This window comes from Erysipelothrix urinaevulpis (assembly GCF_009828835.1).
Taxonomy (GTDB): domain Bacteria; phylum Bacillota_I; class Bacilli_A; order Erysipelotrichales; family Erysipelotrichaceae; genus Erysipelothrix; species Erysipelothrix urinaevulpis.
The window spans coordinates 1-15127 of the sequence record NZ_WTTB01000014.1 but is presented as its reverse complement, the minus strand read 5'-3'; the positions used below and the strand labels follow the sequence as shown (position 1 = coordinate 15127).

The following is a 15127-nucleotide window of genomic DNA, read 5'->3' as shown; positions in this document are numbered from 1 at the left end:
GATATTCATGAAGATTGGCAATCGAGTTCAAGACAGTATATTAGTTTTACTGAATCAACAAAAAAGTGGATTGGTTAGATCCACTTGCTGACATAATGAATTTTACACAAGATTATGGACTTGACTGTGTTCAATTAAAACTATTAGAAAAAGTATATTTATACTTAGATAGCCACTCAATCAGAAGGTTTTATGCCACAAGATTGAGTGGTTTTTAATTTTATAAATATGATGGAAATAAACGGCTCTAGAAAATTTAGTGTTGTGGTCCATAAATCATAGATAATTAGTCGAAGGCTATCACAATTAAACTTGTGCTAGTCTTTTGTCTATTGGTACTATTGTGTTCAAAATGATAAAAAATTCGTAATCTAAAGTTTTCAAAATTTCTATAATCGAATGCAATTCCTTAATAATCTAGGTTAAATTGGTAGTTCCTTCAAGTTTTCCATTTAAATATTCATAGACTAAGACATTGTTTATTGATTCATCTTTACCGATGGTGTAAATAATATTGTGTAAAATTAACACTGAAGTAATGTTACCATGAAACTTGAATCTCCCTCACTTTGCAAGTAAGTGCGATAAAATGAAAAAAAGATGATTGTAGAGATTTATGAAGGTGGAGAACTTGTGATAAAACTTAGCCAAGGATATGAAGTTAGACAACCTACAATTTCCAACTGATTAAGCAATTTAGATCAATTGAATTAGATAATAATGAATCTGGACTGTCAACACTTTAGTGGACAATTTTTATAGTTATACAGTTAAAGCATACTCAATTGGTGTTTTGTAACCTAGTGATGAGTGTAATCGTTTATTGTTATACCACCAAATGTGTCCACCTAATTCTACTTCTAATTCTTTTAATGTGTGGAATTTATTCTGGTATACAAACTCATATTTCAAGCTTTTAAAGTTTGCTTCAGCGACTGCATTGTCGTAGGGCGTGCCTTTATGCCTTAATGAACGTTGAATATTAAATGTATTCAAGAGTTCATCAATTTTAGTGTTGATAAATTATCGATCTCTGTCTGTATGAAATAAACCTACAAGTGACAGAACATGCTTAATACTGCTGAATGCTTTATATACAAGTTGGGCATCTTTGTTTGGACCAGTACTATAACCAATAATTTCTCGATTATGTAAATCCATAATTGTACAGATTTAGTTCCAAGAGCTTCCAACACGAACATAAGTTAAATCACTAACGATTGCTTCTAGTGAATTGCGATTATTGAATTCTCTATTAAGTTCGTTGTGGATGAGAGCTTCATTAGCCTTGGTCTTAAGAACCTTATACTGTGCTTTTGTGTAAACTGACATAAGTCCTTCACTAGCCATGATACGTCCAATACGTCTTCTAGACACTTGAAATCCTTGGTGTTCTAATGCTGACTTGATTCTACGTGTTCCATAAGTTTTCTTATTATCTCTAAAGTTATCTTTTATTTTTTCAACCAATGGATCTACTTTCTCTATATCTCCTTTATAGCTATAATAATTAGAACGACTAATCTTCAAAATATGACACATTGCGCTGATTGGATATCTATCTTTGTTCTCATTAATTATTTTGACTTTCGTCCCATAATCAGCGCTTCTTGCTTTAAAATATCATTTTCCATTTCAAGTTGTTGGTTACGCTTACGAAGTTCAATTAACTCTTTTTCTTCAGGGGTACGATTATCCGCTTCCTTAAATGAACCAGTTCCTTGGTGTTGTTTTATCCAACGATCAAGTGTTACAGCGTGTAAGTCATACTCTCTTAAAATTTCTGATTTCTTTTTGCCACCTAAATATAAATTAACAATCTGTGTTTTAAATTCTTTAGTGAATGTTCTACGTGGGCGTCGTACCATAATGGATTCCTACTTTCTTTCATTACATCTTATCAAATAAAATTGATTGAAGCATTTTAGTTTTAAAACTCATAATTAATGAAATTCTATCTAAGTATTATGTTACAATTATCAATAACAAGGAGGAAATATGAAAAAAATTGATGTTAGTTTAAACAACTTTAAAAGTATTAATTCGAATATAAAAAATATAGAATTAGAGGGAACAAAAACTTTAAATGTGATAAAAAGTTCTGATATTACTGCATTTGATGAGGCAACATTTGCGCGTCTTAACGAAATTGAATTTCAAAATGGAATCATTGAAGTAAAAGTTTACAGCAAACTTTTACCTGATGCCCCAACATTTGCAAGAGGATTTATAGGTGTTGTTTTTCGAGTGAACAAAGACAACTCACAATTTGAGAGTATTTATGTCAGACCTACGAATGGAAGAACAACTGATGCAGTTAGAAAGAATCATGCTGTTCAATATTTTTCTTATCCAGATTATAAGTTTGATAAACTCAGAGAAACAGAACCAGAAATCTATGAAGCAGCAGCGGATATTGGTTTGGAAGAATGGATTCAATTAAAAATTGAGGTAAAGAATAGTGAGGCAAGTCTTTACATCAATAATTCACCACGTCCTGTTTTAGTTGTGAATACTCTGAAATATGGTACATCCAAAGGTGGTATTGGTTTATGGTGTGATATTGGTACAGATGCTTATTTTAAGGATTTAGTAATAACTAAAACACAAGATTAATTATTAAGTAGTCTAGTATATATATATTCAAGGCAACATTAATGGAAAGTAGAGTTTTTAGAATCACTTTAAAATGTATCGTATGGAAAAGATGATATATTTAACGTGCTAAGTGAGGCTATGGACTTGCTTAATGTATTAATATTAAAAAAAGTGATGTGCACCCTATTAGTTGACTTAGACAATTAGTGGAGGTGCACTTTTATATAGTGAATTAACTGTAACGATTAATGTAATACCTGATGAAAGTAAAAGTATTAAGAAATGGTCGTAATGACAACTAATTAAAACAATTTTAAGAAAATATTAATAAAGTATTATTAGTAAGACAGAGATGTATTTTTTGAATATTTAGTCTTTAAGGTAAGGAAATGATTTCATCGCAAAGTGAAGCGATTTCTTGGTTATGGGTAGCGATGATGATAATTTTATGTTGATTTTTTATTGTGTTCAGAATGGCCATGATTTGTTTGGCGTTATCTTCATCTAAATTTCCGGTCGGTTCATCTGCAAGTAAGATTTTAAATTCTTTGAGTAAACTTCGTGCAATGGCTACTCGTTGTTGCTCACCACCACTGAGAGTAAATATCTTTTGATTTAATGGGGTGTTTAAACCGACAGTCTCTAAAGCTTCTACCATTGCATGTTTATTGTTTGAAACGAGTTTTAAGTTTTCATAAATACTAACATTATCAATCAGCGCATAGTTTTGAAAGATGTAGGATAAATCGTGATTTAAATAGGTTCGACTTTGCTGAGTGAATGGTTTAGGAAGTTTAGTATTATTGAAATATAATGTACCAGAGCTTGGTTTCAAAAGGCGTGCTATGATATTCAACAAAGTGCTTTTCCCACACCCTGATTGACCAACCAGAGCATAGGATCGTCCACTTTCAAAAACATATGAGAAGTCTGTTATTACTGTATGATTTGCGAATGAATGTGTAATTTTTTTACATTCTAAATAGTTCATTAATTACCCTCCTTTAAATCGTCAATAACAACTTTATTAACGTGATAATCGTACATCATAACTAAACTCAGTTCATAGACTAAGCCCAGTAACATAAAAGAAATGAGAATTTTAACTGAATAGGTATGCTCTAAAGACCCTTGGTCTATAAAATAGTTTTTAATAGAGGAGAGCAGCAATGAACTGATAAAAATAAATTTTAAGATTATTTTTACAAGAATTGGCCAGTATATTGTACGTTTTGGTTTTCCAAGTAGATTATAAATTGCAATCTCTTTCGCATTATCACTAAAGAATGATTTAATGTATTGTAAAGATAAAGCAGTGATTAATAAAAGAAACATACTGAGTTCAAACCCCATATCAATCAGAGAAAATTTAAGGTTGTTTAATGAAGCTGAGCGATACTTATCGACCGTTAAGACACGTGGTTCTTCTGAAATATTTTGGTTCTCAAGGAGCTGATACACTTCAGGAAGAATCTCTTGTTGAAAGAACATGTTACCCTTCATTGGAAAGACAGATTGAGGAACAACATTGTGTGCTTTAGCATTTTCATTTATTTCATGACTGATAACTAAGATTGCGACATCAAGATTATAACTGTCTTTATCGAAACTAAGGTTTGTTGGCTTGAAGTTATCAATCCAAATAAGGTCACATAACAATGAATCTGAACAGGTATTGTATTGAGAATCTTCATATTGTGGTTGATAGCGCTTGTCGATAAAGGTTGTAAACCGTCCTGGTTTAATATATTGGTTTAATTCTGGATGAAAACGAGTGATATAGTGTTTATTCACAACGATGGTATTATTAATAAAGATAAAATCTAAGGCGTTGAATTCACTATCATTGTGTTCATCAAGCGAAAGAAGATAATCTTGTTCGTAATAAATGGCACCGTTAGTTTCTAATAGTTGATAAAGTTTATTGTTCTGGCGTGTATCTAAAGAATAAAACTCAAAATCACTGGCAAAATCAGCAGAATAGGTGATTGAAATAGGGTTATTCATTGTTTGAGTAAAGATTGTATTTAATTTGTGAAGAGTTTGAAGTTCATCGACAAGCTCTTGTGTCTTGATGACTAGATTAGGTAAAAGAAAAATTGTTGTTAAGATAATAAGCATATAATTAACATTCGTAAACCATGAAATTGTATTCTTACCTTTAATGGTTGCGATAATAGAGGTGGATTTTATCAAAAGAATTCCCAAAGTGATTGCAATAAGAAGAGCAATCATGACATCGATCATCAAGATAAAAAGTATGAATAGTAGCTGAATCATGATCCGGGTATTTCCATAATAGAGGAATGTAAAATAAAGGGTATAAATAACAGGAGGTATGAGTGGGAAAACTATCAAGGTGCTGGGAAATAGGGCTTTAATTTGTTCGTTGAGAGGCCGACCTAAAAGCCCCATAATTCCAAGCTTTTTAGAATGAACTTGATATCTTAATAATACAAGAGATGTCATCGTTAAAACAAGAATACCTAGCAAATTAAAATTGATACTTTGAAACACTCCATGCACGTTAGCTGAACTATTATGATTTACTTCAACAAGCTTTAATTCATTTTTTATCTCATTGATACTTTCAGTTAATGGTATTGTATTGTTTGAACTGAGATCAAATTCCAAAACAAAATGATTAAACCGTCCATGTTGAATTGTATATTCTTTGATTTCCTGATAATAATTGTTCATCATGTTTAAAGGCATAATATGGGTGTACGTAGCGGTATAGTTACCGACCGAGTTAATCATGTGATTTTTTCGTTTGAAGGAGTCAACAAACACAGCATTTCGATCCTTAGTGAGTGTTTGTGTTGTATAGTATTGATTCCCAGTATAAAAATCAATTTTCTTTGGGAGTTGGAATGATTGCTTGATAGAATCCGGGGTTGTTCCGGCATAAAAATATAAAAATGACAATTCCAAGTCGTTTTCCTTTGTGTAACGATGACTCAAGGATGCGCCATTTTTTTCAACAATATTATTTAGTTGTGTTAGAGTGTTTTCTAAGTCTTTCGCATCATCGACAGCAATTGAAAGACTAGAGAATGATTCTGGTTGCAGAATATTAAACTTTTCATTGATTATTTTTGCATAAGAGTTTGTTAAGGTATTGAAACAAATAAAAACAATTAAACTAAGAATTATAACTTCTATTTTCTTCATAGGCCCTCTTTATTTTGTTTGCATGAAAATATATAGTAATTTATAGTTATAGTTTATATCATTTTTAGATTGTTATGTTATCTAATTGATTATCTGGTTGATTATATTGATTAATTGGTAAAAAAAAGAGAAGGTGATGAACCTTACTCTTGTTTAGCGAATAAATTGATCGCGTTGATTGAATGATTTTTTGTAAGCTAGAGAAGCCGCTAAATAGGATGAAATACTGGTCGTTGCTACGAGCATAAAGGTAACCATTATTTGGTATTGAATGGCAAGTGATGGGACGGTTCCAGCAAACATTAATCCAGACATCATTCCTGGAAGAGAAACAATTCCAATTGTTTTAGCAGAGTCAAGGGTTGGCTGCATGCCAAGACGAATTGTTTCATTAAGGATTGTTTTACTTGCTTGCTTTGGCGTTGCTCCTAAAGCAATTTTTTCTTGAACTTGTTGGTGTTGATCACGATACAAGTTATTTAAATTTCGATAAGTGAGTCCAAGTGCTGTCATAGCATTACCAGCAATCATACCTGAAATTGGTACGACTTGGGAAGGGGTAAAGAGCACAGATCCTGATGCAACTAAGACAAGAAGTGTCAGTGTTAAGGCACTAAAGATTGCAATCAAAGAGATCTTGAACGCTCCATCGAGACCTTGACTACGTTTTGTCGCGTTCCATGAGGCGTTAAACCCAATGACAAGCACAAGAGCAATTGTAACAATGCCATTGTTTAAACCAAATAAGTAGGTTAAAGCATATCCAACGATTACAAGTTGAATAACTGCCCGACTTATACTATAAATAATTTCTCTAACAGTTCCAATCTTTTCTTTGTAGGAGATAAAGATACCCACACAGACAAGTAAAAAGGTCATCAGTAGAGTTTGAGGACTAACATTAAGATTCATCGCTAACAACTTTCCCTTCTTCAATTATAATTTTATGTGTTGCATTGGTTATTTCATCCACTTGATGAGTTACAGAAATAACGGTGATCTTTTCTTCAGTATGAAGTTTAGTCACAAATTTCCATACTTCTTGTTTACTTAACGTATCAAGCGCACTGGTTACTTCATCTAATAGTAATACTTTAGGCATGAACATAACATTTCTAATTAAGGCAACACGTTGTTTTTCACCACCTGATATGTCATTGATTTTTTTTTCCATAAAGTTATGTAATCCAACTGTATTCAATAAATTGCTTGCATGGGTTTCATCAAAGTCTAAACCACGAATTTCATATGGGAATGCAAGGTTATCTTTGACAGTTTCACCAAAGAGTACAGGTGTTTGAAAACAATAGGATACATCTTGTCGATACGACTGGGGATTGATGTGATTGATATCCTTCCCTTTGTAAGCAATCGTTCCTTGACTTGGGGAAATAAGATGCCCAAGCATTTTTAGAAAGGTGCTTTTACCACTACCAGAGGGTCCGCTAATTACAGTCCACGAACCTTGAGGTATGGTGAGATTTAATTGGTCTAAGATTGTTTTGTCTTTGACAGTATAACTTAGATTCTTTATTTCAAATTCATTCATTTTTTCTTCTCCTTCATAAAAAAACACTGACGAATCAGTGTTTAGTGTTCGTTTGGATCATCAAGGGCATCTTGATGAGTCTTGTGGACTGTTCCTTCTACATGGTCTGGTCCTGCATAAATTGTGTAAAGCTTCAAAGGCTTATCGCCTGTATTGGTGACGTTGTGCCATACATCTGCTGGAACAAAAATTGCATCATCATCTTTTACTTTTTCTTCAAAGTTTAAATTGTCTTCAGTTGGCCCCATTTGGCATAAACCTTCACCTTGTTCAATGCGTAGGAATTGATCAATCCCCTCATGAACTTCTAACCCAATATCATCACCTGGTTGGATGGTCATTAAGGTTACTTGTAACTTACTCCCTGTCCAAATTGTTGTTCGGAAATTTTCATTTTCTAATGTCATTCCCTCGATATCTTCTACGACTGGTTTTTTACCACGATCATTAAAATTATACATAAATATGTGTCCTCCTTTTGACAGTATAATGATAACCGTTATCAAAAACAGAAGCAAGTTAAATGCTTATGAAAATGCGAAATAAAGACATTCTTTTTTGACAATGGTGTACGCTTCATATAAAGTAAAATAAAAGAGCCGTTATTTTCTAAATAAATAGATGATTTCAAAGTGTTGTTTTATTTTTATAAAAGTCTTGAGGGGGATTTTTCAATGATAAAAATAGCGATAATTGACAACGATATTAAACTAAGAGACTCCGTTGAATCCATACTTCATACGGAGTGTTTTTCGTATGATTTTAATTACAAAATTATGACGTTTGAAACGGCTGCTGCGTTTTTAAATGTTCAGAAGTGTACACATTTCCACCTAGTTTTTTTAGAAGTTGATCTTCCAGATAAGCAAGGGTTTGAGTTACAAAAACTTCTCAAAGATTCGATTTTAATTTACTTAACGGATAATCAAGCCTTGATGCATAAAGCTTTTGGGCTGAATGTGTATCAATATGTTTTAAAGGAGTCTTATCATGACGATTTACCATACGTTTTATCCAATCTATTGCATGACTATTTCCTTAAACAAGCGTATGTTTTTAAAACAAGAATGGGAACTCGGGTCATTGAATCCTCTTCGATTCTTTATATTTTCTTTAAAGATCGAAGACCCCATTTGGTTTTAGAGAATAAAGAGGTTGTTGAGTTAGCATTTTCTTCGTTGTCTTCATTACTTAAACGGATATCATCGCTTGAATTTGTTAGAGTCAATCAAACAACAATTGTGAATCTAAGCAAGGTAAAATCTTTTGAAGATAAAATGATTGAAATTATTGAGGATCATGGTACGTTTGGCGTCTCTCGAAGTCGTTTTAAAGAAGTCAAAGAACAGTATGAAATATATGTTGAGAAAACGTTTAATCAAAAGATTTGATCTGAGATTTTATAATGACGTGTCCTTTAGATTCATTACTATAGACTAGACGTTGTTCTAAATATTGATTGTCTTGGCACTCAATTTTCATAGTAGCCATAGTTTACGATTTATAGGATTGATAATCCTTGTTCACACTGGTGGTATAATCCTTTATAATGAGTATAAAGGATAGGGGTGAAATCATGAGTGGTCTTATTGGTTTATTTAAGAAACGTATCATTCCTTTTATGAGTAAATTATCAGATAATGATTGGATAAAGGGGCTTAATCGATCACGATTAATGTTATTTCCAATGGTTTTAATTGGTAGTTTAGTTTCGGTCTATATGGTACTTTATAATTACAGTTCTCATTTACCAAACTTAATGCCAATCAAGGATTATACATACGGTCTAATGTCTTTATTTATGGTTTTTATGATTCCTTATTATATCTTATCTTATAAAGGGATATCGTCTTTTAAACATATAGCCGGATGTGCTGGAATTTCCATGTACATGATTATTGCGAAACCGCTTGTTACCGAGAGTGGACATGTTTATGATTTCAGTCATTTTGGACCAGATGGTATGCTTGTTGCAATTATAGCCGGTCTTTTGACGTCATCTATTTTTCTTTATTTCAGTCAACATATTGTCTTTAAAAAATACATTAATTATGTTCCGGATTCATTTAGAGAAGCGTTTGTATCCATCGTCCCTGTAGCGATCACTGTTTTTATAGCATGGTTTTTTGTTATCTATTTAAATTTCGATTTATACAATACGATTATCAAAGTCATGATGCCATTACAAGGTATTGCTCAAGGGCCAATCGGATTTACAATTTTAGTGTTTCTACCGATGATGCTTCATTCAATGGGAATTAGTAGTTGGATCCTTCAACCGTTAATTTTACCAGTCGTAACCAAAGCAATTTTATTAAACATGAACGCTGGTGGACACAACATTTTTACCAATGAAACACTTATTGCATACATTAATTTTGGTGGTAAAGGGGCAACACTTGGCCTTGTCATCTTACTAATGTTTTCAAAATCTAAACGCTTAAAGGCCCTTGGAGCAACATCACTGGTCCCAGCACTTGTTAATATTGGTGAACCGATTACTTTTGGTCTTGTTGTATGGAATCCAATCATGATGATTCCGATGTGGATCAATGGTTTAGTTTTGCCGCTGTTGACGTATCTATGGATAAGCCTTGGTTTAGCACCAGTGCCAATTGTTCAGTCATCCCAGTGGTTTTTGCCAATCGGAGTTGGGGCAGTAGTTGTGACACAATCATGGTTTAGCTTGGTCTTAGTCATAGTCAATCTTGTGGTATCAACTCTTATCTGGTATCCTTTTTTCAAATACACAGAAACTAGAATTTTAAAATCACTGGATGACAAAAAAGATAACGAGTTAAAAAGAATCGAGTCAGTGTGAATGTTAGCCCTAAACTTAATTTAGTATGAAGATATTATTCATAGATTGTTTCTATGTTTATTAAAAGGAGACGCCAATGAAACGTAAATTTAAAATTGTCATTATAAGTATTTTAATAATCTTAAGTGTCGTAATCCTTGTGGCCATTGTTTCACCACGACCTGCCACTTATGCAATTCAAAAATTATTTGAAGGAGGATTGGCAGTAAAACCAGAAAATTATGAAGAAATCTTAGATACAGTGGTAATTAAGGAAAATCTAACGTATGAATCAAAATGGAAGAACAATACCTTTGATCTCATTACACCTAAAAAGACGCAAGAAAAAATACCAATCATTTTTTGGATGCATGGCGGTGCCTATGTGGCCGGAGATAAAAGTGATGTGAGTGAATATGCTGTGCAAATTGCGAGTCAAGGGTATGCACTGGTCAATCTTAACTATGAACTTGCACCTCAAGCAACCTATCCCACACCACTCATTCAGTTGGGGGAAGCTTACCAATACATTGTTGAAAAATATCAAGATTATAATTTCGATTTTGATCAGATATACTTTGCAGGTGATTCTGCAGGGGCTCAAATTGTAGCGCAATTTGTGAACATCCAAGTTAATGATGCATATCAAAAAGAAGTTAAACTCCCTGCCACACTTTCAAAAGAAAAAATAGCAGGTGTCCTCTTGTTTTGTGGTCCCTATGATTTTGAGCATTTCGAAAGGTCGAGCATGTCAAAGTATTTACAATTCTTTATTCATCGTGTTGGCTGGTCATACTTTGGAAGTTCTGATTGGAAAGAAAGCGACGCATTAAAACACAGTTCAATCATTAACTACATTGACGAAACATTCCCCAAAACGTTTATTACTGATGCAAATACATTCTCTTTTGAGGAGCAAGCAAAAAAACTTGTAACTTTATTTAATGAACTGGGTGTTGAGAATACGTCAGTTTTCTATGATGTAGACGATGTAACCTTAGAACACGAATATCAATTTAAAATGGATAATGAGTATTCTATCAATACCATGAATGAATTGTTGGAATTCTTAAAGAGTGAATGATTGTAAAGTGATAAAAATAAAATTAGATATCTTTTAATTATATTCTTAAAATGATAAACTTAGTTTATAGAAACAAGGGGTGATAGTTATGGGAACGTTTTTTGCGGATAGCTGGGTGATTTTAGTTATTACAGCGTTGATATTAGTCGCAGGTAAATACCTAGAAGACAAGAATCAAATGATATCAAAACATTTAAAAATGGAAATTAAAAATTATTACATGTTTGTAGCATTTATTGGTATCGTGGTTTCGATTGTAAACTTTATTGCTGTAGAATTCTTTGGTTCATGGCAAACAATGTTTATTTCGGTGGGACTACTGCTTGTTATTATTTATGGTGGTATGTATTTCATCAAACGAAATAACGAAAAAAAATAAGATATGATCACGAAAAAAAGGTGGTGATGAGAAAATTCTCGTCATCACCTTTTTTCAATAACATCATAAAAAAACTATCCTAATTTAGGATAGTTTAAAGTCTAACATAAACACTCAATACTTGATTTAAGCTTCACAGACAATGCATAGTTTGTCTTTGCTGAATTGTTGTGCAGCATTCGTACTGTGTTGGTAGTAAAGTGATTTAACACCATTTTCCCAAGCGAAGAGATAAAGTTGATTAATTTCCTTAGCTGATTGCTTAGGGTTAATCATTAAGTTTAATGATTGACTTTGATCAAGGAATTGTTGACGAATGGCCGCTTGGTCCAAGACGACATACTGATCAATTTCACTGAATGTTTTAAAGACTTCTTTTTCATGGTCACTTAAGAAATCTAAGTGTTGAACTGAACCATCATGATTACGAATATCAGTCCATACATCACGATTGTTTTTGCCACGTTCTTCAAGAATAGCTTCAAGGTATGGGTTTTTAATTGTGATCTTTGATTTCGCAACATCTTTAACATAGTTGTTTGACCAGATTGGTTCAATACTTTGTGATACTTGTCCTAAAATGAAAGCTGAAGAGGTTGTTGGTGCGACAGCGGTAAGTGTTGTGTTGCGTCGACCATAACCTTTTAGAATTTCAGGTTCGCCATACATTTTAGCTAATTTAACAGAAGCAGCGTGAGCATTTTCTTGGATGTTTTTAAATATTTTTGCGTTTAATTTTGTTGCGTCCATACTTTCAAAGGGAATCATATTTGATTGTAAGTATGAATGCCATCCTAATGCACCCAGCCCTAATGCACGGTTTTCTTTAGCAAAATTATATGATTTTTCCATAAATTTGAACGCAAGCACATCTTCTTTTTGATCGGAATCACGCAAGCGTTCTAACTTAGTAATAAAGTCAGTCATGACGGCATCAAGGAAGAATACCATGGTTTCTACGGCATCTGTATCTTTCCACTCATCAAAGTATAGAAGATTCATTGATGAAAGGTTACAGACAAATGACCAATCTTCATTCGATGGTAGAGCTATTTCAGAACATAGATTACTGTGACGGATTTTTAAGTCCTTATCCTTATAAACATCAACTGTGTGCTTGTTAACAGTATCGGTAAAGAAAATATATGGATAACCAATTTCAACTCGTGTTTGAATTAATTTAGCCCATAATGCTCGTTTCTCTTGATCACCATTAATCATTGCTTCCATCCATTCATTCGAAACAGTAACGCCGTGGGTTAACTCTTGAATAGGATTTCCTTCAGTACCGATTTCCAAGAATTCTTCGATATCTGGATGTTCGATCGGAAGATAAGGAGCAAAACGACCTCGACGTGTTGAACCTTGAGAGACCACATCAATAATTGTCTCAAATAATTTCATAAAATGGACTGCACCAGAAGAGACACCATTGTCAGTAATAGGGGCACCACGATGACGTAAATCACCAAAATAACCTGATGTTCCACCACCAAATTTACTCATCATTCCAACTTCTGCTTGTGTGTAAAGGATTCCTCCCATATTATCTTCTAAGTGTGATCCAAAGCAACTAATTGGAAGACCCTTATCAATACCAAAGTTTGCCCAAATAGGGGATGACATTGAGTAATAGCCTTTACTCATGTAGTCATAAAATTTATCAGAAAATCCATCGATTTCTAAAATTTCTTCGGCTTTATCAGCAATGAATTTAACTCTTTCTTCAGGACTAACGCCTTCTGTTAGATAACCTCTTGACAAAAATTGTCTACTTACATCATTTAACCATTTCATAGTTTATCCTCCTTGTTTTAAAATAAGTCGTCCGCAGTAATGCTACGGGTACGTTTGCTGTAATTGATTGAACGTTTTACAAAGAAATCAACATGTTTGGTGGCGACAACCTCATCATCAAACCAATCTGTTTCTTCAACTGCTTGTTCATCAACATCAAAAATTCGTTCATATCCAACACTATCCAATGAATTATTGAGCCTGTTTTTAACAAATTCTTTCACAGTCGCTTTTGGCATAAACTCTAAATCTCCTGCTTCATAAATCCAATCAATTACTTTTGATTCTGATTCATAGGCAAGTTCACACGCTTCAATAACCATTGCTTGCATCTCATCATCAAACCATTCAGGGTGTTCTTTACGAATGATATTGATAAGTTCAATTCCGAATAATCCATGAATTTGTTCTTCTTTAGATGTTGCTTCGATGGCATTTGACATTCCTTTAAATAAGTTTTGATATTTGTTAAAAGACATGATAATTAAAAATTGGGAAAAAAGTGATACATGTTCGATAAATAATGAAAATAATAAGATTGAAAGTGTATAGTCTCGATCATCTTCAGTTCGTGCTAAGACTGTACTTTTGGTTAAATAATCAACACGCTCATTCAAAGCAGGAATATCTCTAATCGTTTCAAACTCATTGTTAAGTCCTAAAATTTCGAGTAAATGTGAATAAGCATCGTGATGTCTTACTTCACTTTCTGCAAATGTATAACCGACAGAACCGATTTCAGGTTTAGGTAATCGATGATATAAATCACCCCAGAAAGTTTTCACAGCAACCTCAACTTGAGCGATCGCTAGCATTGCGTTTTTTATTGCACTTCGTTCCACTTCATTGACATTGACTTTGAAATCTTGAATGTCGGATGTGTAATTAAATTCAGTGTGTAACCAATAAGAATGTTGAATTGCCTCTTTATATTCTTCCAGTTCTGGATATTCATATGGTTTTAAATTCATTCGATATTTAAATAAATCACGACGTCGTGCTTCGTTACGACGTTCACGGTAAAGAATATAGGCTTTAGCAGTCACTTTATATTCAGAATAAAGTAAAACTTCTTCCACATAATCTTGAACTTTTTCAACAGTTAAGTTTTCATAGTCATTTTTTTCGATGATTAAGTCAATCACTTGTTGCATAAGCTTATCTGCTTCTTCAAGTGCAAATTCTCCTGTTTGCACCCCTGCTTTATTAATTGCTTTTTTTATTTTTTCAGGTTCGAAATTCGCAACCTGCCCATCTCTTTTTGTAATTACTTTTGGTGTTGTCATTACGCTTTCCATCCTTTCATCTAGTTTATATTATAGGTCATCATGGTAAAATAAGCATTCCTTAAACACTGAAAACAGAGTATTTTGACGTAAAAAAAAATATATAATTAATAATTTATCTTTTATCGTTAAATATTATATTTTACACTTTGAAATCTTAAAAATATTATTTTATGTATATTTACAATATCGTCATAAAAAATATCGTATTGAGGATAAACTATAAAATAAACAAAGCTTTTGAAGTATATCATAGAAATTAAATTAATTCTTGTTGTTCTTCAAGATTAAAAAAATATGTTAAAATAAGATAAACAAGAAAGGTATTTAGAGTGATAAAGTCCATATAATTGTGTAAAAGTAAAAAAAGCCATAGAGGCTCTGTTATTATGTTAGTACCCAAACAAACATAAGGAGATCTCTATGACACAAATTAATTTTACTTTAGATTCACAACAGA

12 protein-coding genes and 1 pseudogene are annotated in these 15127 nt (G+C 32.8%); 5 read left to right on the top strand and 8 right to left on the bottom strand.

The features are described from left to right. Positions 1 to 762 precede the first annotated feature (762 nt). Positions 763 to 1868 (bottom strand): annotated as a pseudogene (locus GVV10_RS09280) (IS3 family transposase). A 130-nt stretch (positions 1869 to 1998) separates the two neighbouring features. Between GVV10_RS09280 and GVV10_RS09275 the strand changes: the two are divergent. Next, positions 1999 to 2616 carry a hypothetical protein gene (locus GVV10_RS09275; RefSeq protein WP_159521963.1) on the top strand — a complete coding sequence of 206 codons (618 nt, stop codon included), beginning with the start codon at positions 1999 to 2001 and terminating at the stop codon, positions 2614 to 2616. A gap of 358 nt (positions 2617 to 2974) precedes the next feature. Here the strand turns inward: GVV10_RS09275 and GVV10_RS09270 are convergent, their stop codons facing one another. The 5 genes from GVV10_RS09270 to GVV10_RS09250 form a co-directional block, all read right to left on the bottom strand. Then, positions 2975 to 3589: an ATP-binding cassette domain-containing protein gene (locus tag GVV10_RS09270; RefSeq protein WP_159521961.1), complete on the bottom strand. Its 615-nt coding sequence runs from the start codon at positions 3587 to 3589 to the stop codon at positions 2975 to 2977. Further along, positions 3589 to 5772, bottom strand: a complete 2184-nt coding sequence (locus GVV10_RS09265) for a hypothetical protein (protein ID WP_159521959.1) — start codon at positions 5770 to 5772, stop codon at positions 3589 to 3591. Before GVV10_RS09265 ends, GVV10_RS09270 begins: the two co-directional genes overlap by 1 nt. Before the next feature lie 153 nt (positions 5773 to 5925). Further along, on the bottom strand, positions 5926 to 6708 hold the full coding sequence (locus tag GVV10_RS09260; protein ID WP_236261894.1) for an ABC transporter permease: 783 nt from the start codon (positions 6706 to 6708) through the stop codon (positions 5926 to 5928). Beyond that, entirely contained in the window at positions 6674 to 7321 is a 648-nt protein-coding gene (locus GVV10_RS09255; RefSeq protein ID WP_159521955.1) for an ABC transporter ATP-binding protein, read from the bottom strand. Before GVV10_RS09255 ends, GVV10_RS09260 begins: the two co-directional genes overlap by 35 nt. A 41-nt stretch (positions 7322 to 7362) precedes the next feature. Beyond that, positions 7363 to 7782 carry a cupin domain-containing protein gene (locus GVV10_RS09250; RefSeq protein WP_159521953.1) on the bottom strand — a complete coding sequence of 140 codons (420 nt, stop codon included), beginning with the start codon at positions 7780 to 7782 and terminating at the stop codon, positions 7363 to 7365. Between the two features lie 213 nt (positions 7783 to 7995). On the opposite strand from GVV10_RS09250, the gene GVV10_RS09245 reads away from it, so the two are divergent. The 4 genes from GVV10_RS09245 (at position 7996) to GVV10_RS09230 (ending at position 11584) form a co-directional block, all read left to right on the top strand. Continuing rightward, positions 7996 to 8712 (top strand): LytR/AlgR family response regulator transcription factor, encoded by a 717-nt coding sequence (locus tag GVV10_RS09245; RefSeq protein ID WP_159521951.1) that lies wholly within the window; start codon positions 7996 to 7998, stop codon positions 8710 to 8712. A gap of 185 nt (positions 8713 to 8897) precedes the next feature. Beyond that, a complete protein-coding gene (locus GVV10_RS09240) occupies positions 8898 to 10142 on the top strand; it encodes a PTS transporter subunit EIIC (RefSeq protein ID WP_159521949.1) in 1245 nt (414 codons plus the stop codon). 76 nt (positions 10143 to 10218) lie between these two features. Then, complete coding sequence (locus tag GVV10_RS09235) at positions 10219 to 11205, top strand: alpha/beta hydrolase (protein WP_159521946.1); 987 nt, start codon at positions 10219 to 10221, stop codon at positions 11203 to 11205. An 88-nt stretch (positions 11206 to 11293) separates the two neighbouring features. Next, positions 11294 to 11584, top strand: coding sequence for an MFS transporter (locus GVV10_RS09230; protein ID WP_159521944.1), 291 nt, complete (start codon positions 11294 to 11296; stop codon positions 11582 to 11584). 126 nt (positions 11585 to 11710) lie between these two features. Here GVV10_RS09230 and GVV10_RS09225 read toward each other — a convergent pair whose 3' ends face one another. Together GVV10_RS09225 and GVV10_RS09220 are read right to left on the bottom strand one after the other, a co-directional pair. Further along, a complete protein-coding gene (locus GVV10_RS09225) occupies positions 11711 to 13381 on the bottom strand; it encodes a ribonucleoside-diphosphate reductase subunit alpha (protein WP_159521942.1) in 1671 nt (556 codons plus the stop codon). Positions 13382 to 13398: 17 nt separating this feature from the next. Continuing rightward, positions 13399 to 14667 carry a ribonucleotide-diphosphate reductase subunit beta gene (locus tag GVV10_RS09220; protein ID WP_159521940.1) on the bottom strand — a complete coding sequence of 423 codons (1269 nt, stop codon included), beginning with the start codon at positions 14665 to 14667 and terminating at the stop codon, positions 13399 to 13401. Between the last annotated feature and the right edge of the window lie 460 nt (positions 14668 to 15127).

Excerpts from the sequence above, each read along its gene's own strand:
- GVV10_RS09275 (WP_159521963.1), top strand. The coding sequence starts at position 1,999 with ATGAAAAAAATTGATGTTAGTTTAAACAACTTTAAAAGTATTAATTCG.
- GVV10_RS09255 (WP_159521955.1), bottom strand. The coding sequence starts at position 7,321 with ATGAATGAATTTGAAATAAAGAATCTAAGTTATACTGTCAAAGACAAA.
- GVV10_RS09220 (WP_159521940.1), bottom strand. The coding sequence starts at position 14,667 with ATGACAACACCAAAAGTAATTACAAAAAGAGATGGGCAGGTTGCGAAT.
- GVV10_RS09225 (WP_159521942.1), bottom strand. The coding sequence starts at position 13,381 with ATGAAATGGTTAAATGATGTAAGTAGACAATTTTTGTCAAGAGGTTAT.
- GVV10_RS09270 (WP_159521961.1), bottom strand. The coding sequence starts at position 3,589 with ATGAACTATTTAGAATGTAAAAAAATTACACATTCATTCGCAAATCAT.
- GVV10_RS09250 (WP_159521953.1), bottom strand. The coding sequence starts at position 7,782 with ATGTATAATTTTAATGATCGTGGTAAAAAACCAGTCGTAGAAGATATC.
- GVV10_RS09240 (WP_159521949.1), top strand. The coding sequence starts at position 8,898 with ATGAGTGGTCTTATTGGTTTATTTAAGAAACGTATCATTCCTTTTATG.
- GVV10_RS09265 (WP_159521959.1), bottom strand. The coding sequence starts at position 5,772 with ATGAAGAAAATAGAAGTTATAATTCTTAGTTTAATTGTTTTTATTTGT.
- GVV10_RS09245 (WP_159521951.1), top strand. The coding sequence starts at position 7,996 with ATGATAAAAATAGCGATAATTGACAACGATATTAAACTAAGAGACTCC.
- GVV10_RS09235 (WP_159521946.1), top strand. The coding sequence starts at position 10,219 with ATGAAACGTAAATTTAAAATTGTCATTATAAGTATTTTAATAATCTTA.
- GVV10_RS09230 (WP_159521944.1), top strand. The coding sequence starts at position 11,294 with ATGGGAACGTTTTTTGCGGATAGCTGGGTGATTTTAGTTATTACAGCG.